Raw genomic sequence first — 20,856 nt, 5'->3', positions numbered from 1 at the left:
TCGACCCGGACGGCCCCGCTCGTCAGAGGCCGTTCTCCTTCATGAGGGAGTACGGGTCGACCGGCACGAAGCGGCCTTCGACGGAGCTCGTGCTGATGGGCGCCAGGTTGACCGGACCCCAGCGGGCCGGTCGGTGGGTGAACAGGAAGTCGGTCCACTTGACGTAGGCGTTGGTGATGGCCCAGCTGCGGAACTCACCCACGACCTCGTCGCTCGCGAGCGGAACCGCACTCCAGTTGGCGCTGCCGTTGTAGGTCACGTTGGCGTTGGTGACGCCCTCGTAGACACCGCGGATCGCCAGCGACTTCATGTGGATGTAGATGTCGTAGACGCCGTTGCGGTCGCGGTCGTAGGCGAGCTGCAGCTTGGGCACGCCATTGGCCTTGAGCAGGGCGTGGACGTTGTTGCCCATGAGGGCGTACACGATGCGGATGTTGCAGCCGGCCCGCTTCAGCTGGACGACCTTCTGCGCGAGCCGGATGCCGCGGTCACCGTGGATCGCGGTCTGCATCACGCGGATCTGGGTGCGGCCGTTCGTGCCGCGAGCCGTCGAGCCCTTGCACCTGATCTTGTTCAGGCGCGCCATGTCCGGGTCGGGAACGGCGTTGGGGACGGCTCCGCGGTACGGGTAGAAGTCCACCGACTGGGTCGGGCTGAACGGGGCGCGGATGAAGGCCTTCGAGTACTGGTTCTTGTCCAGGACCATCTGCCTGAAGACGGTCTGGAAGGTCCTGTAGATCTTCTCGTTGTTGACCCAGGTGTAGAGGTCGTTCCACTGGTCGTTCGCGGCCACGTCGGTGGCGTTGTTGGAGCCGAACATGGTGACGAACTTGCGCTGCTGGACCCGGCTGAACAGGTAGAACTTCGAGTGCGGGATGCCGCGTGCGCCTCGGCACGAGCCCGCGCAGAGCCTCAGGAAGCTCTGGTACTTGCGGTCCTCGACGCCGCGCACGGCGCGGGCGATGTCGGCGGCCTCGGGGTTGGGGTGCTCACGGGACCAGTTGGACTTGTCCATGATGATCTGGACCGCGACGCCACGGCGGTGAGCCCGGATGATCGCCTGCGACCAGGAGCGACCGCGCACGTTCCAGGCGGCCATCTGGACCAGGTCGCCGCGCCGCGTGCTGTCGATGCTCCTGAGGATGTGGGCCCGGATGCTGGAGACCCGCCGTCCACCGCGGTTGTAGGGCTCGTTGAAGCGCAGGCCCGGGGAGGGGTTGTAGACGACCGGCGCGCGCTCGGTGCGCGTGGCGGTCCGGTCGGAGGTCGTCGTCTCCGTCGTGTCCGGCACCCGAGCGGCAGCCGAGGCCGTGGTGAGCGTGGCGGCGGGGGCCGCTGCTTCCGCTCCGGGAAGGCTCCCGAGACCGAGGACGACGGCGAAGGCCGTCATCCAGATGATCACGCCGGTCGCGACTCGCCGCATCAGAGAACTCCCTAGGTCGATGGGCCGCTCGTCATCCCTGTGGTGATGGGAAGACAACTGGAACAGCCCGAGAAATCAGCGGCCATCGTAACCTCACGGGAGGCAATAGCCTGCTTCGACGTCCTGCGCCGCGACACCGGATCCGGTGGTGTGGTCCGGCGTGTCCGGTCAGCCCGTGCAGCTGGCGAGCAGGTCGAGGTAGACGTCGTTGTGGTTGCGATTGGGCTCTGCCCGCACGATCCGGCCCCCGACGATCGCGTAGAGGTCGTCACCGTGCTGGGCGACCTTGCGGTTGACACAACCGATCAGGCTCTTCGACACCGCGCCGTCCGGCTCGAGGCAGCCGGCGTACGGGCTGGCGAGCACCTCGCCCTCGACCCAGAGGTCGGCGCAGGCCGGCAGGTCCGGCGGCGTGCTGGTGGGTGCGGCCGGCTCGGAGGTGTCGGGCGCACCTGTCGGCGATGCGCTCGTCGGCTCGTCACGGGCGGTCGGCTCCGAGTCGTCGCCGCACGCGGCCAGCGCCGGAAGAGCGGCGAGCAGGGCGATCGGGAGCACGAAGCGGTGCGGCAGGCGAGCCATGGCCGCATGCTAGGGCATGGACGGCGTGGGCCGACCACGAAACACGAGAGGTGCCGGACTAGGGCGCAGCCTTGTCGACGACCGCGGCGTCGGCGTACACGAGGTAGTGGTCGCTCATGCCCTGCGCCCGCGTCGTGCCGTCCTGGACGTAGCCGGAGAAGTCGACCTCGTCGCCTCCGGTGCCGAGGATCCAGTCGATCCGCTGCGGACCGCCGGGCGGCCGGCAGCCACTGGGGCTGCCGCTGCCGCCGTTGGCCGAGATCATGCCGGCCCGCGTGGCGAACTTGCAGAAGACGGTGGTCTTCTCGTTGAGGTCGCCCATCAGCAGGACGGGGTGCCCCGTCGCGCGGAGCCGGTTGACCAGGTCGATCTGGATCTCCGCCGAGGCGTTGCGCTCGCTCTGGCGACCGTTGGGCGAGTTGTGGGTGACGATCACCCAGAACTGCGCGCCGGTCGTGCGGTCGCGGAGGAGGACGTAGGGGATCGGCACGCTGCGGATGCCGTTGAACGTGTGGGACGAACCGCCGTTGTCGACCATCGTGAACCGGTCGGTGCGCCACATGATCTGGACGCGGTAGCCGTCGCGGCCCAGGGCGTCCTGGGGCCACATCTGCATCGCGGGGAGGTTGTTGATGAGGACCGAGCGCTGGTCGCGCTGGACCTCCTGCATCCCGACGATCTGGACGCCCCGGTCGCGCAGCAGCGCCGCCTCGCGCGCCGCGCGGTTCAAGCCGTTGCGGACGTGGTTGCTGCCCAGGATGTTGAGCGAGGCGACCCGGAAGGTCGTCGCCCGCACCTTGCTCCGGCGCACGATGGCCTCGACGTCGTCGACCAGCGCGTTGACCTTGCGCTCCTCGAGGCGGCTGCTCGACTGCATCGGCCGCTTGCCCGTCGCCGACTCGCCCTCGCCGATCTCGCCCGGCTCCGGGGTGTCGTAGCGGCCGTCGTCAGCGACGGTGCCCTGGGCGAGGCTGCCCCGGTCGGTCTCGGACGCCGTGGCGCCGGCCACGTCGGCCCCGACCGCGGTGAGCGGGTGGTTGGTCCACGTGACGACAGCGATCACCGCGAGCCCGGCCACGACGGCCAGGACGGCGACGACGACCTCAGAGGCGGTGACGGCGTGCCGGACACGCCCGCGCCGCTGATGATCTCCCACGCTCGCCTACCTCCCGGATTCCCATCGACAAGCGTCGGGCGAATCGAAGGGCATCACTCTAACCTGCGTTGCAGGTCACACCAATCCGACGGGTAGCGTGGCCCAACGTGAGCACCACCCCTACCCGCGTGTTCGCGGCCAGGCTGGTCGGACTCCCGATCTTCGACCCCCAGGGCGACCAGGTCGGGAAGGTCCGCGACCTCGTCGTCGCCATGCGGGGCGAGGGCACCCAGCCGCGGGTGCTGGGCATGGTGGTCGAGGTCTTCGGCCGGCGCCGGATCTTCGTGCCGATGACCCGGGTGACCAACATCGACAGCGGCCACGTGTACTCGACAGGGCTGCTGAACATGCGCCGCTTCGAGCAGCGCTCCACCGAGACCCTGGTCATCGGCCAGATGCTCGACCGCACCGTCACCATCAAGGGGTCGGGCGTCACCGGGTCGGTCTACGACGTCGCGATGGAGCCTGCCCGCAACCGCGACTGGGTGCTCAGCCGGGTCGCCGTGCGGGAGCCGTCGAAGGGTTTTCGCCGCCGCGGGCAGACCCACGTGGTCGAGTGGCGCGACGTGGTCGGCCTGACCCGGGTCGACGAGGCCCAGGGTGCGACCCACCTGATCGCGGCCCTCAACGAGATGCGACCCGCCGATGCGGCGAGCATCCTGCACGACCTGCCGCCCGAGCGTCGTACCGCCGTCGCGCTGGCGCTCGACGACGAGCGCCTCGCCGACGTCCTCGAGGAGATGCCCGAGGACGACCAGGTCGAGATCCTCAAGGGCCTGGACTCCGAGCGCGCGGCCGACGTGCTCGAGGAGATGTCCCCCGACGACGCGGCGGACCTGGTGCGCGACCTGCCGCCGGAGACCGCCGAGATCCTGCTCGAGCTGATGGAGCCCGAGGAGGCCGAGGACGTCCGGCGCCTGATGTCGTACGTCGAGGACACGGCCGGCGGCATGATGACCTCCGAGCCCGTGATCCTCGGCCCGGACGCCACCGTCGCCGACGCGCTCGCGCACGTGCGCAACCCCGAGCTCACGCCCGCGGCCGCCGCACTGGTCTACGTCTGCCGGCCGCCGCTCGAGACACCCACCGGCAAGCTGCTCGGCGTCGCCCACATCCAGCGGCTGCTGCGCGAGCCGCCCTCCAGCCTGGTCGCCGGAGCGCTCGACGACTCCCTCGAGCCGCTGCGGCCGGAGTCGACGCTCGAGGAGGTCGCCGCCCACCTGGCGACCTACAACCTCGTCGCGGCGCCCGTCGTCGACGAGGACCGGCGCCTGGTCGGCGCGGTCACGGTCGACGACCTCCTCGACCACATGCTGCCCGCGAACTGGCGCGAGCGCGCCCGCAACCGGGGTCCGCGATGAGCACGCCCCGCCGTACCGGCGAGCGCCTCGACACCCCCCGCGAGGAGAGCCGGCAGCTGATCCGGCGGCCCACGTTCAACAAGGACGCCTTCGGCGTCTTCGCCGAGCAGTTCGCGCGGTTCATGGGCACCGCGACCTTCCTGATCTACATGACGCTCTTCGTCGTCGTCTGGATCGGCTGGAACCTCGCCGCGCCCGACGACCTGCGCTGGGACGACTACCCGTTCATCTTCCTGACCCTGATGCTGAGCCTGCAGGCGTCGTACGCCGCCCCGCTGATCCTGCTCGCGCAGAACCGCCAGGAGGCCCGCGACCGCGTCGTCGCCGAGCAGGACCGCCAGGCCGATGCGCGGGCGCACGCCGACATGGAGTTCCTCGCTCGCGAGATGGCCTCGCTCCGGATGGCGGTCGGCGAGGTCGCCACCCGCGACTACATCCGCTCGGAGCTGCGCTCGCTGCTCTCGGAGCTCGACGACCGCGCCGAGGAGCGCGAGGAGGACCGTGCGGCGTCTCACGAGGACGCCGACGACAGGTCGCAGCCGCCCACTGCCTAAACTGCGTAGTTGTGAGCAGCACGCAGCAGTCGCCCTCCGTCGAGCAGGTCATGACGGCCCTGAGCCGGGTCAACGACCCGGAGATCAAGCGGCCCATCACCGAGCTCGGCATGGTCGACAGCGTCGACATCGCCCCCGGCGACGGCGGCTCGGTCGTCTCCGTCAAGGCGCTGCTGACCGTCGCCGGCTGCCCGCTCAAGGACACCATCACCCGCGACGTCACCGCGGCCGTCACCGCGGTGCCCGGCGTGACCGCCGTCAACGTCGAGCTCGGCGTCATGTCCGCCGAGCAGCGCTCCGGCCTGCACGAGACGCTCCGCGGCGGCCAGGCCGAGCGCGAGATCCCGTTCGCGAAGCCGGGCTCGCTGACCAAGGTCTTCGCGATCGCGTCCGGCAAGGGCGGCGTCGGCAAGTCCTCGGTGACCGTCAACCTCGCGCTCGCGCTGGCGAAGGCCGGGCGCAAGGTCGGCATCGTCGACGCCGACATCTACGGCCACTCGGTCCCGGCGATGCTCGGCGTCGCCGACTCGCGCCCGACCCAGGTCGATGACCTGATCATGCCGGTCCCGACCGCGTCGGGCGTGTCCGTGATCTCGATCGGCATGCTCAAGCCGCGCCGCGACCAGGTCGTCGCCTGGCGCGGACCGATGCTCGACCGGGCGCTGGTCCAGATGCTCGCCGACGTCTACTGGGGCGATCTCGACGTCCTCCTGCTCGACCTGCCGCCGGGCACCGGCGACGTCGCGATCTCACTGGGCCAGCACCTCCCCGGCGCCGAGGTGGTCGTGGTGACCACCCCGCAGGAGGCCGCCGCCGAGGTCGCCGAGCGCGCCGGCACGATGGCCTCGATGATGCACCAGCGCGTGGTCGGCGTCGTCGAGAACATGAGCTACCTCCCCTGCCCCCACTGCACCGAGGAGGGCAAGGACCACCGCCTGGAGATCTTCGGCTCCGGCGGCGGCGACCGGGTCGCGGCGACGCTGTCGCAGCGCTTCGGCTACGACGTCCCCGTGCTCGGGAGCATCCCCCTCGACGTCTCGCTCCGCGAGGGCGGCGACGTGGGCAAGCCGATCGTCGAGTCCGACCCGACGTCCGCGGCCGCCACGGCTCTGTCCGGGATCGCGGACCGGCTCGACGGTCGCGGCCGCGGGCTGGCCGGCCTCCAGCTCGGCCTCACGCCGACCAGCAAGTTCTGATCGGCACACGGACCGGCACGGGCGAGACAGGGGTCGACGATGTTCGGAATCGGGTTCGGTGAGCTGACGGTCATCGTGGTCCTCGCCGTGCTCGTGTTCGGGCCCGACAAGCTCCCCGACCTCGCCCGCCAGGCCGGCCGATTCATGCGCCAGCTGCGCGGTTTCGCCAACCAGGCCCGTGACGAGCTGCGCTCCGAGCTCGGCCCGGAGTTCGCCGACCTCGAGCTCGCCGACCTCGACCCGCGCGCGATCGTGCGCAAGCACATCGCCGAGGCGATGGCCGAGCTCGACGACCTCGACGACGCCGCCCGCGCCGAGGAGTCGCGGCACGTCCAGGAGCCGCTCGCCGCGGGCGAGTGGGCGCCGTACGACGTCGACGCGACCTGACGCGGACTGACGTCAGCGTGGCGTCAAAGTGTTGCGGTTTGGGACCAAACCGCAACAATTCGGGCCCGCGGGCTGCAGTTCGTGCCCAATCGACGGCGTCGCTCAGGCGCGGGACTGGGCCGCGGCGAGGGCGGTGAAGGCGACCAGCACGGTTCGCCGGTCCTCCCCCTCGACGAGCTCGCAGAAGTCGGCGCCCACGCGGCGCAGCACGCCGTCGTGACGGGTGCCGTCGACCAGGCGGAGGACGCACTCCTCCCCCGCCTCGGCGATCCGGCGCAGTGCCGAGCCGAGGCTGAGCCGGGTCAGCGGTGACCAGGCCACCTCGGGGACGGAGCGCACCGAGGCGCCCTCGATGCTCCTGATCGCGGCGGTGTGGACGACCCAGTCGTGGTCGCCGGAGGACAGCAGCAGCCAGCCCTCGGCGACTCGCTGCACCGTCCCCGGTACGACGCCCACCCCGCTGATGCCGAGCGCGACCGTCGTGCCGACGCTGGCCATCATCCGGCTGGCGAGGGTGACCTGCTGGTACTCGGCACGGCTCCGGTCGGCGACCTCGGCCGTCCGCTCGGCCGCGTGCAGGGCGCTCGCCTGCTCCTCGAGGTCGTCGAAGAGCGCGAACAGCTCGTCCTCCCAACCCATGGCGCCCACCTTCGCACGGGGCCGCACGCCACCCCCGGGCGGGGCCTGTGGAGGACGCCTTGACGCGCCCATCGAATGCACGCATCCTGAGGCAAACAGAAGCAAACGCAAAGGTTCGGGATGAATCACGCTGCTGCGGCTGTCCGGCGACGGGCGGCTCTGCTCTGGCTCGCCGTGACGGCGACCGCGCTCGGGCCGGTCGTGCTCGCCGGCCCTGCTGCCCTCGCCCTGGTCCGCGAGCCGGCCGGCGCCTTCGCCGACCTGCTGGTGCAGTCGTGCGCGGCCGCTGCCCTCGTGGCCACGGCCCTGCTCTGGCTGACCACCGCCGACGTGGCCTGCCGCCAGCTCCGCACGCCCGGGTCCTGTCGGCGCCGGGTCGGCCCGGTCCGCGCAGCCCTGCTGGCGGCGTGCGGGGTGGCGGTGGTCGTCGGGCCCGCGAGGGCGAGCACCGACACCGCCGGGAGCCCACCCTCGCTGGCCGGACTGCCGCTGCCGGACCGGCCGACCGGGAGCGGCGGCTCCGACCGTGCTCCGACCTCGTCGCGGACCGTCGACGTGCGGGCCGGCGACAGCCTGTGGTCGGTCGCCGAGCGCGCACTCGGCCCGGGCGCCCCGGCGGCGGACGTCGCCTCGTACTGGCGCCGCGTCCTGATCCACAACGCCGACGCCGTCGGCCCCGACCCCGACCTGGTCCGTCCCGGCCTGCGCCTCGAGCTGCCACCCCACTCCACCCCGTCCTGACCCCACGACAGGAGCCCCACCATGTCCGCTGCCACCACCGAGTACGTCGGCGTCCGCCTCGCCGTCCCCGTCGCACCCACCCAGGGCACGCTCGCCCTTGCCCTGCTCCCCCGCCAGGGGCCACCCGCGGCCCCGCCGCGCACCACCCGCCCGGGAGCCGCCGTGGTGCCGATCGACCGCCGGCTGCGCCGCACCATCGAGGAGTGGGCGTACCGGTTCACCCAGGCGGCGGTCGAGATCGTCGGCGGCGACCGACCCGTGTCCCAGCTGGTGCGCTGGACCACGCCCGAGGTGTACGCCGACCTGCGCCTGCGCGCCCACCTGGTGGCGCGCGCCGGCGGACACCAGCCCGGCCTGGCCCGGGTGCAGGCGGTGCGACCACGGGTGCAGAGCGTGCACAGCTGCTTCGTGACCGACGACATCGTCGAGTGCGGGGTCCACGTCCGCCACGGCGAGCGCTCGCGCGCGGTGGCCGTCCGCTTCGAGCGGTCCGGACAGCGCTGGATCTGCACCGCGCTCGACTTCTCGTGAGGCTTCTTCCGGCGCGATGCCGCCGGGCCAGCAGGTGTTCGCGAATCTGACCCTTGTTCAGATGTGACCCCGGTCACTATGTTCCGTCCATGATCCGAGCACTCGCGGCCACCCTGGCTGCCGTCGGCGCGACCCTGGTCGCCCCGCTCACCGCGTCCCCCGCCCACGCCGACGGCCCCGGCGCCGGCTTCCCCTGGGTCGTCTCCGTCGGCGACTCCTACATCTCCGGGGAGGCGGGCCGCTGGGCCGGGTCCTCCAACAGCAGCAGCGCCCGAGCCGACGCCCTCGGCTCGACGGCCTACTACGACAACGCGAGCGGCACCGGCGAGGCGATCGACCGCTGCCACCGCTCGAAGAGCGCCGAGATCCACATCGGCGGCGGCGTGGGCAGCCTCAACCTCGCCTGCTCGGGCGCCAAGACGGCGACCGCGACCGGCTCGGAGTTCAAGCCGGGCCTCGACTTCTACAGCGGCACCGAGGGCGTCGGCCAGGCCGGCGCGCTGCAGACCTTCGCCGGCACCCACAACGTACGCATGGTCGTGGTCTCGATCGGCGGCAACGACTTCAACTTCGCCGGCGTCGTGCAGCAGTGCGTCCAGGACTTCCTGCTCTCGCCGTCGTGGTGGAAGGACTACTGCAACGACGACAGCAGCGTCACCAGCAACTTCACCAGCGGCAACGTCGCAACGGTGAAGTCCCGGATCGCCGGCGCGCTGACCAACCTCCGCACCGCGATGCGCAACGCCGGGTACGCCGACACCCAGTGGACGATGCTCGTCCAGACCTACCCGTCGCCGATCCCGAACACGCTGCGTTACAGCCAGAGCGGGTACACCCGCCAGAACACGGGCGGTTGCGGCTTCTGGGACGCCGACGCGGCCTGGGCCAACAACACCGCGCTGCCGACGATCAACAACACCGTCACCGGGGCGATCGGCCAGGCCGGGATCACCAACAGCAAGGTCCTCAACCTCTCCTCGACGTTCACCGGCCGTCGTCTGTGCGAGTCCGGCGTCGGCCTCTACGAGGAGGTCGGCATCGCCAACTGGACCTCGGCCGGTGCCGTCGACCGGACCGAGTGGGTCAACCAGATCCGCACCGTCACCACCGCGGGCGACAGTCCCTACTACATCCAGGAGTCGCTGCACCCGAACTACTGGGGCCAGCTGGCGGTCCGCAGCTGCGTGCGCCAGGCCTACAACGGCGGCACGCCGAAGGGCGGCGCCTGCGTCCGCAGCGCCACCGGGCTGCTCAACGGCGAGCCCCGCATGACGCTGCAGTAGTCGCACGACGCACGACGCCCCCTCCCGGGAGACCGGGACGGGGCGTCGTCGTTGCTGGGCCGATCAGCCGCGCAGGGCGACTCCGGTGGGACCGCCGGGGGCGCCGTGGCAGCGCTTGTACTTCTTGCCCGAGCCGCAGGGGCACAGCGCGTTGCGGCCGATGTCGGAGAACTCGTCGTCGGCGTTGCTCGCGGCGCCCGCACCGCGGACCTCCTCGTGCCCCGTCTCGTCGGGAGCGGAGTAGGCGAGCTGCTGCGGCTGCTTCGGGCGGTCGAGGCCCTTGGCGGTCACCTTCGGCGTGGCCTTCGGCTCGGTGTCGAGGCCGGCGGAGATCTTGTCGAGGCTCAGCCCGCCCTCGACGACGCCGACCGGCGGCTCCGCGAAGGCGCCCTCGTGCATCGGGCCCGCGTGGGCGCTGCCGTCGGCGTGGTAGTGGATCTCCTCCTCCTCCTCGACCTGGACCTCCAGGTTGAAGAGGAAGCCGACGGTCTCCTCCTTGATGCCGTCCATCATGGCGGCGAACATGTCGAAGCCCTCGCGCTGGTACTCCACCAGCGGGTCGCGCTGGGAGTACGCACGGAGGTAGATGCCCTCGCGGAGGTAGTCCATCTCGTAGAGGTGCTCACGCCACTTGCGGTCGAGCACGGAGAGAAGGACGCGGCGCTCGAGCTCGCGGGCGACCTCCTCGCCGACCTCCTCCTCGCGGCGGTCGTATGCCGCGTGGGCGTCCGCCTTCAGCGCGTCGATCAGGTCCTGCTTGTGGAGCGCGGCCTGCGAGCCGGCGTCCTCGGCGAGGTCCTTCCAGGAGATCGAGACCGGCCAGAACTGCTTGAGGTCGGTCCAGAGCTGGTCGAGGTCCCACTCCTCCGAGAACTCGTCGAGCGAGCCGGTGACGGTGCCGGTGACGACGTCGTCGATGAACTCGCGGACCTGGGACTCCAGGTCGACGCCCTCGAGGACCTCGCGACGCTCGCCGTAAATGACCTTGCGCTGGCGGTCCATCACGTCGTCGTACTTGAGGACGTTCTTGCGGGACTCGAAGTTCTGCGACTCGACCTGGCCCTGCGCATTGGCGATGGCGTTGGTGACCCGCTTGTTCTCGATCGGGACGTCGTCCGGGATCTTGAGCAGCAGCAGGACGCGGTCGACCCAGTCGGACTTGAACAGGCGCATCAGCTCGTCCTGGAGGGACAGGTAGAAGCGGCTCTCGCCCGGGTCGCCCTGACGGCCGGAACGACCGCGGAGCTGGTTGTCGATGCGGCGCGACTCGTGACGCTCGGTGCCGATGACGTAGAGGCCGCCGAGGTCCTTGACCTCGTCGTGCTCCTTCTCGACCTGCTTCTTGATCTTCTCGATCATCGCGGGCCAGGCGGCGTCGTACTCGTCGGCGGTCTCACCGGAGGGCTCGAGGCCCTGCTTGCGCAGCTCGGCGTCGGCGAGGAACTCGACCGAGCCACCGAGCATGATGTCGGTGCCTCGACCGGCCATGTTGGTGGCGACCGTGACCGCGCCCTTGTGGCCGGCCATCGCGACGATCTTCGCCTCCTCGGCGTGGACCTTCGCGTTGAGGACGGAGTGCGGGACGCCCTTCTTCTTCAGGGCGTTGGAGAGGTACTCGGACTTCTCGACCGAGACCGTGCCGACCAGCACCGGCTGGCCCTTGTGGTGGCGCTCGACGATGTCGTCGACGACGGCGTCGTACTTGGCCTCCTCGGTGCGGTAGACGAGGTCGGGCTGGTCCTTGCGCAGCATCGGCTTGTTGGTCGGGATCGGGACCACGCCGAGGCCGTAGATCTTGTCGAACTCGGAGGCCTCGGTCAGCGCCGTACCGGTCATGCCGGAGAGCTTGTCGTAGAGGCGGAAGTAGTTCTGCAGGGTGACGGTGGCGAGGGTCTGGTACTCCTCGCGGACCTTCACGCCCTCCTTGGCCTCGATGGCCTGGTGAAGACCGTCGTTGTAGCGGCGCCCCGCGAGCATGCGGCCGGTGTGCTCGTCGACGATGAGCACCTCGCCCTCCATGACGACGTACTCCTTGTCGTTGCGGAACAGCTCCTTGGCCTTGATGGAGTTGTGCAGGAACGAGATGAGCGGGGTGTTGGCCGACTCGTAGAGGTTCTCGATGCCGAGGTGGTCCTCGACCCGGGTGATGCCCTCCTCGAGGACCGAGATCGTGCGCTTCTTCTCGTCGACCTCGTAGTCGACGTCCCTGGTCAGCTTCTGCGCGATCTTGGCGAACTCGCCGTACCACTTGACCTCGTCCTGGGTCGGACCGCTGATGATCAGCGGGGTCCGGGCCTCGTCGATGAGGATCGAGTCGACCTCGTCGACGACGGCGAAGTTGTGGCCGCGCTGCACGCACTCCTCGAGCGAGGAGGCCATGTTGTCGCGGAGGTAGTCGAAGCCGAGCTCGTTGTTGGTGCCGTAGGTGATGTCGCAGGCGTAGGCCACGCGGCGCTCGGCCGGGCGCATGCTCGGGAGGATCACACCGACGGACAGGCCGAGGAAGTGGTGGACCCGGCCCATCATCTCGGACTGGAACTTGGCGAGGTAGTCGTTGACCGTGACGACGTGGACGCCCTTGCCCTCGAGGGCGTTGAGGTACGCCGGCAGCGTCGAGACGAGGGTCTTGCCCTCACCGGTCTTCATCTCGGCGATGTTGCCGAGGTGGAGCGCGGTGCCGCCCATCACCTGGACGTCGAAGTGGCGCTGGCCGAGCACGCGGCGCGCGGCCTCACGGACCGTGGCGAACGCCTCGGGCATGATGTCGTCGAGGGTCTCGCCGTCCGCGAGGCGCTTGCGGAACTCGTCCGTCATGCCCCGCAGCTCGTCGTCCGACATCGCCTTGAAGTCGTCCTCGATGGCGTTGACCGCCTTGGCGATGCCCTCGAGCTGGCGGAGGATCTTGCCCTCTCCGATGCGGAGGAGCTTGTCGATGATCACAGGCACGGCGCCACTCTACCGAGGCGGTACTACTCCCCCGATTCGCGGAGGCGGTCGTACTGCTCGAAGGCCGCCGCGCGCTCCCGCTCGATCTTGCGCCCGAGGCCGTACGCCGACCCCCACAGCAGGGCGAACAGGCCGCCGACGAAGAACATCATGGGCGCCAGGAAGCCGAGCCCGACCGCTCCGACCTGTACGGCGTGCCCGAGCCGGTAGCCCGACTCCCGGCGCAGCATCCCCGCGGCCACCACGGCGACGACCGCCAGGCCCAGGCCCAGCGACAGGGCCAGCGCCGGGCCGACGTCGGAGATCGTGATCATCACCGGGATCGACAGCGCCACGGCGATCGCCTCAAGGGTGAGCACCGCAGCGCACATGCCGCGCCGCGGAGACTTCTCGCGCTCGGGGTCGACCGGGACCTCGTGCTCGGCGCTCACTTGAGGCCTCCCAGCAGCACCCGGGCCTCACCCACCGTGACGACCGAGCCGGTGACCAGCACCGCGCCCGAGCTGAGGGCGTCGCTGCCGGCGGACTCGGCGAGGCCGGCCGCCTCGTCGATCGCGTCCGCGAGGCGGGGGACGACGCTCACGCGATCCTCGCCGAAGACCTCGCGGGCCACCTCGGCCAGCTGGTCGGCGGGCATCGCCCGGTCGGCGGAGTTCTGGGTGACCACGATCTGCGAGAGGACCGGCTCGAAGGCCGCGAGCAGGCCCTCGGCGTCCTTGTCCCCCATCACGCCGATCACGCCGATGAGCGGGTCGAACTGGAAGGAGTCCTCCAGTGCCGCCGCAGCCGCGGCGGCGCCGTGCGGGTTGTGGGCGGCATCGAGCACGATCGTGGGGCTGCGCCGCACGACCTCGAGCCGCCCGGGCGAGGTGATCTCGGCGAACGCACCGCGGACCACGTCGTCGCCCAGCGGCTCGTCGCCGCCGATGAACGCCTCGACAGCGGCGAGGGCGGTGGCGGCGTTCTGCGCCTGGTGGGCACCGTAGAGCGGGAGGAAGAGGTCGTCGTACCGGCCCCGGAGGCCCTGGAGCGTGACGACCTGGCCGCCGACGGCGGCGGCCCGGGCGACGACGTTGAACTCGAGGCCCTCGCGGGCGACGGTCGCGCCGACCTCGGCCGCCCGCGCGAGCAGGACGGTCGCGGCCTCGGCGCTCTGCTGGGCCAGGACGGCGACCGAGCCGGGCTTGATGATGCCGGCCTTCTCCCGTGCGATCTCGGCGGTCGTGCCGCCGAGGTAGTTGGCGTGGTCCACGGCGATCGGCGTCACCACGGCGACGTCGGCGTCGAGGACGTTGGTGGCGTCCCAGGAGCCGCCCATGCCGACCTCGACGACCGCGACCTCGACGGGGGCGTCGGCGAAGGCCGCGTAGGCCATGCCGACGACGGCCTCGAAGAAGCTCAGCGGGTGGGCCTCGGCCTGGTCGACCAGGTGCATGTAGGGCGCGACGTCGTTGAACGCGCGCACGAACGCCTCGTCGTCGAGCGGCTCGCCGTCGACGCTGATCCGCTCGCTCATCTTCTCGACGTGCGGGCTGGTGAACCGGCCGGTCCGCAGGTCGAGGGCACGCAGCAGCGCGTCGATCATCCGCGAGGTCGACGTCTTGCCGTTGGTGCCGGTCAGGTGGATCGAGCGGAAGGAGCGCTGCGGGTCGCCGAGCAGCTCGGTGAAGGCGCGGATCCGGTCGAGCGAGGGTTCGAGCCGGGTCTCGGGCCATCGGGACAGCAGGGCGTCCTCCGCCTCGGCGAAGGTCTGGGCTGGACGCGCAACAGGCTCACTCATGGCGTCGTTGAGTCTAGGGTGTGCGCCGGGGAGGGAGTGAAAGCATGAGGGGTCGCCGCCTTGCGGGGGTGCTGGCCGCGTTGGCGCTGGCAGCGTCGGCGTGCGGCGGTGGGGCCGGTGGTACGCCGGACGCGGCGCCGGGCACGTCCGAGGCGCCGCTGATCCCCGAGCCCACCGCGGTCCCGACGGTGCTGCCGAGCGACGTCCTGGCCGGCGAGATGCAGGACCTCGCCCGGCTGGCCGAGCGGATGGCGCAGAAGCTGCCGCAGCAGAAGCGCCCGGAGCCGGTCGCGGTCACCGGTGGCAGCGCGGAGTGGCGCCCCGGCGTCGCCTACCGCGGCTACTTCGCCGACCCGGACATCGTCCGTGCCCGCGGGCGCTGGTACGCCTACGCGACCAACACCTCCCACCTGCGTCTTCCCACCTTGGTCTCGCAGGACCTGCGCACCTGGACCCCGCTGACCGACGGCTCCGGCCGCCGCGTCGACCCGCTGCAGCCGGCGGGCTGGGTGCGCGGCCGGGGCGAGGGCCGGGAGCTGTGGGCGCCCGGGGTCGGCAGGGTCGGCGACGGCTGGACCGCGGCGTACGCCGCGCCGGCCGGCACCAGCGGCGGCCAGCGGCACAACTGCATCGGCCTGGCCCGCGGCTCCTCCCCCACCGGCCCGTTCCGCCCCGTGGGCGAGCCGCTCTGCTACGGCCAGGCCCAGCTCGGCGTGATCGACCCGGACGTCTTCGTCGACAGCACCGGCGTCCCGTGGCTGCTGTGGAAGTTCTCCGGGATCGTCCACCAGCGCCCGGCGGGCCTGTTCATCCGCCAGCTCAGCCGCGACGGCGCCGGCTTCCAGCCCGGCTCCGAGACCCGCGAGCTGCTCACCCTCGACCGGGCGTGGGAGGGCGACACGATCGAGAACCCGAGCATGGTGCAGTTCCGCGGCGTGACCTACCTCTTCTACTCGGGCAACTCCTGGGAGCGGGCCGACTACGCGACCGGGTACGCCATCTGCGCCGGGCCTGAGGGCCCCTGCGTGCGGCAGAACCACGGCGACCCGCTGCTCTCGACCGCCACGACCGGACGGCTGGGCCCCGGCGGCGCGTCCGCCTTCGTCGACGGGTTGTCGCTGCGGCTGGTCTACCACGCCTGGGACCGGGTCGGGCGGCAGCGGCTGATGCACGTCGCGGGACTGTGGCAGCGCGACGACGGGACGCTGGAGATCGTCGACCCCGGCTGACCACTACCCCTTGCCGCGCTCCACGAGCATCCGCATCCAGCCGGCCACCTGCCGCATGGTCGGCTCCGCGGCGTCGAAGACCGAGGTGTGCCTCCAGTAGCCGTGGACCTGGCCGACGTACCGGGTGCCGACGACCTCGACGCCCGCCTCGGCGAGCAGCAGGACGAGGTGCTCGCCCTCGTCGCGCAGCGGGTCGTGCTCGGCGGTCGTGACGAGGGTCGGCGGCAGCAGGCCGAGCCGGTCGGAGAGCAAGGGGGCCAGGTCCGGGTCGGTGAGGTCGGCCGGGGATGACGCGTACTGCTCCCAGTACCAGGCGGCCTCGCTCGGGTCGAAGCCGTCGGCCGCAGTCCGGTAGGAGTCGAAGGCGGCGGTCGGGTCGAGGAAGGGGTAGACCAGCGCGACGCCGGCGAAGCGGTCCGGGTCGCGCAGCGCCGCGACGAGGGCGAGGTTGCCGCCGGCACTGTCCCCGTGGACGAACAGCGGCAGGCCGGCCAGCTCCGGCTGGGTCGCGACCCACGCCGCCGCGGCCGTGACGTCGTCGGGCGCCGCCGGGAACGGGTGCTCGGGTGGGCGGCGGTAGTCGACGCTGAGCACCGCGGCGCCCGCGACCAGCGCGAACCGACGGACGGCCGCGTCGTGGACCTCCACGTCGTTGAGGACGAAGCCGCCTCCGTGCGCGTGGACGACCACGGCGTCGTACCCGGCCGGGAGGTAGAGCCGGGCCGGCACGCCACCTGCGTCGACGTCGCGCACCTCGGCGACCGGCAGACGCTCCTGCCGAACCGCCTCGTCGCGGTCACGGGCACGCTCCGCCGCGATGTCGTACGACGGGTCGGTGACGGGCAGCGCGCCGGCGGCGTTCTCGATTGCGCGCCGGGCCTGGGGGTGGAGGGCCATGGCCGCGACCCTAGCCAGCGTCAGAAGATGTCGAGTTGGACGGTGTCGACGACCGGCTCGTAGCCGAGGCCTTGGTAGAGCGCGTTGGACGTCGGGTTGGCCTGGTCGGTGAACAGGATCGCGCGGCCGCCGTCCGCCTGGATGCGGCGCGAGACCTCGGCGACCGCGGCACCGGCCCAGCCGCGCCCGCGCTCGTCCTTCGGCGTGTAGACCGGGCCGATCCGGGTCACGCCGTAGGCCGGCGGGTTGGCCCCGGTGAGGTGCACCGGACGGTCCTCGTCGTCGACCCAGAACCAGAGCACCCCCTCGTCCAGCTTGCGCAGCACGTCGCCGATCCCGAACGACGCCCCCTCGTTGAGGTGCCCGGCCTCGCGGCCCGCCTGCTCGTCGGCGTCCCGGAAGAACTGGTGGATCCAGGCCAGGGCGAGCCGCGCCTCCTCCGACCGCACCTCACGGAGCCGCCCCCGCACCGGCCGCGGGGGCACGAGGGTGCCGAGCTCGAACAGGCGGTGGTGCAGGTGGACCCGGGTCTGCCGCCCGGTCCGCTCCGCGACCCGGGCCGAGAACACATCGGTCGCCGGCCGCAGCCCGTTCGTGCCGTCGATGGCGATCCCCCGCGCCAGCGCCGCGTCGGCGAGCGCGACCGCCGCGCCGTCCTCCATCCCCATCAGGTACGGCGGCCACGGCTCGAAGGGCGCGGTGCGCATCGCGGCGCCGACGATCTCGCCGGCGGCACCGGTCACCAGTGCGAACCAGCAGTCCGGCATGCCCGCCGGCGGCCCGTGCTCGGCGGTCCGCCGAGCCATGGTCGACAGGACGGTCCCCACCACCGGGTCGGCGGCGAGGTACTCCCCGGCCCGGTCGAGGAAGGTGCCGGCGTCCTCGGTGAACCAGACGTCGTGGGTGCTACCCATCAGCGGGACTCGAACGCCAGCCGCCCGGCCAGCACGGCGAAGCTCGCGGCGAAGGCCTTGCGCATCCGGTCGACCACCTTGGGTCGCGAGAGGACCTGGTCGCGCACCGCCGCGGCGCAGGCGCCGTAGGCAGCGAAGACCACGAAGGTCATCGCCATGAACACCGCGCTCAGGCCGAGCATCGCGGGCACCGCGCCGGAACCGGCGGGCACGAACTGCGGCAGGAAGGCGAAGAAGAAGATGGTCAGCTTCGGGTTGAGCAGGTTGAGCGTGATGCCGGAGACCAGGACGGCCCGCGCGGAGCCCGTCTCGGCGGCATCCTCGTCGACCGTGAGGGCGCCGCGGTCGCGCCAGGTCGACCACGCCATGAAGAGCAGGTAGGCGACGCCGGCGTACTTGAGGACGGCGAAGGCGACGCCGCTCGCGTGGAGGAGCGCGGCGAGACCGGTGACCGCAGCGACCAGGTGCGGGATCGTGCCGAGCGTGCCGGCGAAGGCGGCCAGGATCGCGGCGCGGGTGCCGCGGGTCAGGCCGGCGGCGATGGCGTAGAGCGCGCCGGTGCCGGGCGTCGCGACGATCACCAGCGAGGTCAGGAGGAACGCGGTGCTCATGCCCGAGCAGGCTACCGGCCGGGCTCCAGCCCGGCATCCGGTTTCCTGGCCGTCGCCCGCACCAGGTCGACCGACTCGCCCGACTCCCCGCCAGAACCTTCGGCTGGCGAGGTCGACCAGAGGCGTCGTCGAGGTCAGGCCTCGAGCCGGGCGAGCTCCTCGTCGATGACCGACGGGTCGAGCTTGGTGAACACCGGGGTCGGCTTCGCCACCGGCGTCCCGACCGCGATCGCGTGCCGGCTCCACGACGGGAAGCCCGCGTAGTCGCCGGTGATGATCGGGTACGACCGAGTGGCGTCGTCGAGGTCGGCGACCTCCTCGACCACCGGCATCGGCGCGACCGCGCCCGTGCCGCCGAAGGCCTTGTCGACCTCGTTGGCCGAGAACGGCAGGAACGGGCTGAGCACGAGGTTGAGGTCGGCGACGCACTGGGCCATCACGTGCAGGACCGTGCCCAGGCGGGCCGGGTCCTCCTTGATCTTCCACGGCTCGGTGTCGGAGACGTACTTGTTGACCTCGGCCACCGCGCGCATCGCCTCACCGATCGCCTGCTTCTGGCGGTGTCGGCCGATCAGGTCGCCGACGACGTCGAAGGCGGCCTCCGTGGCATCGAGGACCGCCTGGTCCTCGGCCGTCAGCTCGCCGGCGGCCGGGATCTCGCCGAAGTTCTTGGCGATCAGGGTGGCGGTGCGGTTGACGAGGTTGCCCCAGCCGGCCACCAGCTCGTCGTTGGTACGGCGGACGAACTCCGCCCACGTGAAGTCGGAGTCCTGGCTCTCCGGGCCTGCGGCGGCCACGAAGTAGCGGAAGGCGTCCGGCTGGTAGCGCGAGAGCAGTTCGTGGACGTAGATCACGATCTTCTTCGACGAGGAGAACTTCTTGCCCTCCATCGTCAGGAACTCACTGGACACCACCTCGGTCGGCAGGTTGAGCTCGCCGTACTCGCGCGGGGAGCCGCCCTTGTCGCCCTTGCCGGCGTAGGCCAGCAGCTCCGCCGGCCAGATCTGCGAGTGGAAGGTGATGTTGTCCTTGCCCATGAAGTAGTAGGACAGGGCCTCAGGGTCGTTCCACCAGTCGCGCCACGCGTCGGGGTTGCCCGTGCGGCGGGCCCACTCGATCGAGGCCGAGAGGTAGCCGATGACCGCGTCGAACCAGACGTAGAGCTTCTTCGTCGGGTTGTCGCGCCACCCGTCGAGCGGGACGGCGATGCCCCAGTCGATGTCGCGCGTCATGGCGCGGGGGCGGATCTCCTCGAGGATGTTCTGGGAGAACCGGATGACGTTGGGCCGCCAGAGGCCGGTCGCCTCGCGGTCGTCGAGCCACGCCTGCAGCGCCTCTGCCAGTGCCGGGAGGTCGAGGAAGAAGTGCTGGGTCTCGATGAACTCGGGGGTCTCGCCGTTGATCCGCGAGCGCGGGTTCTTCAGGTCCTGGGGGTCCAGCTGCTTGCCGCAGTTGTCGCACTGGTCGCCGCGCGCACCGTCGTACCCGCAGTTGGGGCAGGTGCCCTCGATGTAGCGGTCGGGCAGGGTGCGCCCGGTCGAGGGCGAGACGGCGCCGAAGGTCGTCTGCTCGACGAAGTAGCCGTTCTCGTAGACCCCCAGGAAGAGCTCCTGGACGACGGCGTGGTGGTTGCGGGTCGTGGTGCGCGTGTAGAGGTCATAGGTGATCCCCAGCGCGACGAGGTCCTCGACGATCAGCCGGTGGTTCTTGTCGGCGAGCTCCTGCGGGGTCATCCCCGCCTCGTCCGCGGCGATGAGGATCGGCGTGCCGTGCTCGTCGGAGCCCGAGACCATCAGGACGTCGTTGCCCGCCATCCGCTGGTACCGACTGAACACGTCGGAGGGCACACCGAAACCGGCCACGTGGCCGATGTGGCGCGGGCCGTTGGCGTACGGCCAGGCGACAGCGGAGAGGACATGCGTCATGGGAAGGATCCTATTGACCCGGCCTTCCCGCTGCCGACCCAGTTCCGTCAGGAGAAGTCGAGGTCCCCGGTGCGCGAGCGCTTCAGCTCGTAGAAGTAGGGGAAGGACGCGACCGCGGCCGTGCCGTCCCAGAGCCGTCCGGCGTCCTCGCCGCGCGGGATCTTCGAGAGCACCGGGCCGAAGAAGGCGGTGCCGTTGACGTGGATCGTGGGCGTGCCGACGTCGTCGCCGACCGCGTCCATGCCCTCGTGGTGCGAGCGCGCCACGGCGTCGTCGTACGACGGGTCGGTCGCCGCCTCGATCAGGGTGGGGTCGAGGCCGGTCTCCTCGAGCACCTCGGCGATCAGCGCGAGGCCGCCGTCGGGCTGCTCGTGCAGCTTGCGGCCCTCGAGGTGGATCCGCTGGCCGAAGGCGTCGTACATCGGACGCAGGACCTTGTCGCCGTACTGCTGCTGGGCGGCGACCAGCACCCGCACCGGGCCCCACGCGGGCGCCAGCATCTCGCGGTAGGCGTCCGGGATGTCGCGGTCCTTGTTGAGGTAGGCCAGCGACATCACGTGCCAGTGCACCTCGATGTCACGGACCTCCTCGACCTCGAGGATCCAGCGGGACGTGATCCAGGCGAACGGGCAGAGCGGGTCGAACCAGAGGTCGGCGCGGTTGGGCGTGGGGGTCGTCATGCAGACTGCAACCGCGCCCGCCCG

General features: G+C 71.3%; 20 protein-coding genes. 8 read left to right on the top strand and 12 right to left on the bottom strand.

What is annotated here, in order from left to right:
• Positions 1–22: 22 nt before the first annotated feature.
• The 3 genes from ASE20_RS09115 to ASE20_RS09105 form a co-directional block, all read right to left on the bottom strand.
• Complete coding sequence (locus ASE20_RS09115; protein WP_056894246.1) at positions 23–1,423, bottom strand: phospholipase D-like domain-containing protein; 1,401 nt, start codon at positions 1,421–1,423, stop codon at positions 23–25.
• Between the two features lie 168 nt (positions 1,424–1,591).
• Positions 1,592–2,002, bottom strand: coding sequence for a hypothetical protein (locus ASE20_RS09110; protein WP_056894245.1), 411 nt, complete (start codon positions 2,000–2,002; stop codon positions 1,592–1,594).
• Between the two features lie 58 nt (positions 2,003–2,060).
• Complete coding sequence (locus ASE20_RS09105) at positions 2,061–3,158, bottom strand: endonuclease/exonuclease/phosphatase family protein (RefSeq protein WP_056894244.1); 1,098 nt, start codon at positions 3,156–3,158, stop codon at positions 2,061–2,063.
• Positions 3,159–3,265: 107 nt separating this feature from the next.
• On the opposite strand from ASE20_RS09105, the gene ASE20_RS09100 reads away from it, so the two are divergent.
• Genes ASE20_RS09100 through ASE20_RS09085 form a run of 4 tightly spaced genes read left to right on the top strand, consistent with a single transcriptional unit; the run spans position 3,266 to position 6,656 of the window.
• A complete protein-coding gene (locus ASE20_RS09100) occupies positions 3,266–4,519 on the top strand; it encodes a magnesium transporter MgtE N-terminal domain-containing protein (RefSeq protein ID WP_056894243.1) in 1,254 nt (417 codons plus the stop codon).
• Positions 4,516–5,073 (top strand): DUF1003 domain-containing protein, encoded by a 558-nt coding sequence (locus ASE20_RS09095; RefSeq protein ID WP_056894242.1) that lies wholly within the window; start codon positions 4,516–4,518, stop codon positions 5,071–5,073. The genes ASE20_RS09100 and ASE20_RS09095 overlap by 4 nt, the downstream gene beginning before the upstream one ends.
• Positions 5,074–5,123: 50 nt before the next feature.
• A complete protein-coding gene (locus ASE20_RS09090; protein WP_056894407.1) occupies positions 5,124–6,269 on the top strand; it encodes an Mrp/NBP35 family ATP-binding protein in 1,146 nt (381 codons plus the stop codon).
• 39 nt (positions 6,270–6,308) lie between these two features.
• Positions 6,309–6,656 (top strand): sec-independent translocase, encoded by a 348-nt coding sequence (locus ASE20_RS09085; RefSeq protein WP_056894241.1) that lies wholly within the window; start codon positions 6,309–6,311, stop codon positions 6,654–6,656.
• Positions 6,657–6,758: 102 nt separating this feature from the next.
• Here the strand turns inward: ASE20_RS09085 and ASE20_RS09080 are convergent, their stop codons facing one another.
• Positions 6,759–7,295 (bottom strand): hypothetical protein, encoded by a 537-nt coding sequence (locus ASE20_RS09080; RefSeq protein ID WP_056894240.1) that lies wholly within the window; start codon positions 7,293–7,295, stop codon positions 6,759–6,761.
• 120 nt (positions 7,296–7,415) lie between these two features.
• Between ASE20_RS09080 and ASE20_RS09075 the strand changes: the two genes are divergently transcribed.
• The 3 genes from ASE20_RS09075 (at position 7,416) to ASE20_RS09065 (ending at position 9,850) form a co-directional block, all read left to right on the top strand.
• A complete protein-coding gene (locus ASE20_RS09075; RefSeq protein ID WP_157538410.1) occupies positions 7,416–8,036 on the top strand; it encodes a LysM peptidoglycan-binding domain-containing protein in 621 nt (206 codons plus the stop codon).
• A gap of 21 nt (positions 8,037–8,057) precedes the next feature.
• The gene (locus ASE20_RS09070; RefSeq protein ID WP_056894238.1) at positions 8,058–8,567 is read left to right on the top strand and encodes an Rv3235 family protein; all 510 of its coding nucleotides are present in this window, start codon (positions 8,058–8,060) and stop codon (positions 8,565–8,567) included.
• A gap of 89 nt (positions 8,568–8,656) precedes the next feature.
• The gene (locus tag ASE20_RS09065; protein ID WP_056894237.1) at positions 8,657–9,850 is read left to right on the top strand and encodes a hypothetical protein; all 1,194 of its coding nucleotides are present in this window, start codon (positions 8,657–8,659) and stop codon (positions 9,848–9,850) included.
• A 63-nt stretch (positions 9,851–9,913) separates the two neighbouring features.
• Here the strand turns inward: ASE20_RS09065 and secA are convergent, their stop codons facing one another.
• The 3 genes from secA to folC are packed head-to-tail and all read right to left on the bottom strand — an operon-like array spanning position 9,914 to position 14,576.
• Positions 9,914–12,796 (bottom strand): preprotein translocase subunit SecA, encoded by a 2,883-nt coding sequence (gene secA, locus ASE20_RS09060; RefSeq protein WP_056894236.1) that lies wholly within the window; start codon positions 12,794–12,796, stop codon positions 9,914–9,916.
• Between the two features lie 23 nt (positions 12,797–12,819).
• A complete protein-coding gene (locus ASE20_RS09055) occupies positions 12,820–13,227 on the bottom strand; it encodes a DUF4233 domain-containing protein (RefSeq protein ID WP_225869030.1) in 408 nt (135 codons plus the stop codon).
• On the bottom strand, positions 13,224–14,576 hold the full coding sequence (gene folC, locus ASE20_RS09050) for a bifunctional tetrahydrofolate synthase/dihydrofolate synthase (RefSeq protein WP_056894235.1): 1,353 nt from the start codon (positions 14,574–14,576) through the stop codon (positions 13,224–13,226). Before folC ends, ASE20_RS09055 begins: the two co-directional genes overlap by 4 nt.
• Positions 14,577–14,620: 44 nt before the next feature.
• On the opposite strand from folC, the gene ASE20_RS09045 reads away from it, so the two are divergent.
• On the top strand, positions 14,621–15,805 hold the full coding sequence (locus ASE20_RS09045) for a glycoside hydrolase family 43 protein (protein ID WP_082612277.1): 1,185 nt from the start codon (positions 14,621–14,623) through the stop codon (positions 15,803–15,805).
• Between the two features lie 3 nt (positions 15,806–15,808).
• On the opposite strand, the gene ASE20_RS09040 is transcribed toward ASE20_RS09045, so the two are convergent.
• The 5 genes from ASE20_RS09040 to ASE20_RS09020 form a co-directional block, all read right to left on the bottom strand.
• Complete coding sequence (locus tag ASE20_RS09040; protein WP_056894233.1) at positions 15,809–16,702, bottom strand: alpha/beta hydrolase; 894 nt, start codon at positions 16,700–16,702, stop codon at positions 15,809–15,811.
• A gap of 20 nt (positions 16,703–16,722) precedes the next feature.
• Positions 16,723–17,616, bottom strand: coding sequence for a GNAT family N-acetyltransferase (locus ASE20_RS09035; RefSeq protein ID WP_056894232.1), 894 nt, complete (start codon positions 17,614–17,616; stop codon positions 16,723–16,725).
• A complete protein-coding gene (locus tag ASE20_RS09030; RefSeq protein ID WP_056894231.1) occupies positions 17,616–18,227 on the bottom strand; it encodes a LysE family translocator in 612 nt (203 codons plus the stop codon). The genes ASE20_RS09035 and ASE20_RS09030 overlap by 1 nt, the downstream gene beginning before the upstream one ends.
• 134 nt (positions 18,228–18,361) lie before the next feature.
• Positions 18,362–20,152, bottom strand: coding sequence for a methionine--tRNA ligase (gene metG, locus ASE20_RS09025; protein ID WP_056894230.1), 1,791 nt, complete (start codon positions 20,150–20,152; stop codon positions 18,362–18,364).
• 47 nt (positions 20,153–20,199) lie between these two features.
• Positions 20,200–20,832, bottom strand: coding sequence for a DsbA family protein (locus ASE20_RS09020; protein ID WP_056894229.1), 633 nt, complete (start codon positions 20,830–20,832; stop codon positions 20,200–20,202).
• Positions 20,833–20,856 lie beyond the last annotated feature (24 nt).

The sequence above is a fragment of the Nocardioides sp. Root240 genome (assembly GCF_001428825.1).
GTDB lineage: Bacteria > Actinomycetota > Actinomycetes > Propionibacteriales > Nocardioidaceae > Nocardioides.
This window is presented reverse-complemented; position numbering and strand designations above follow the sequence as displayed.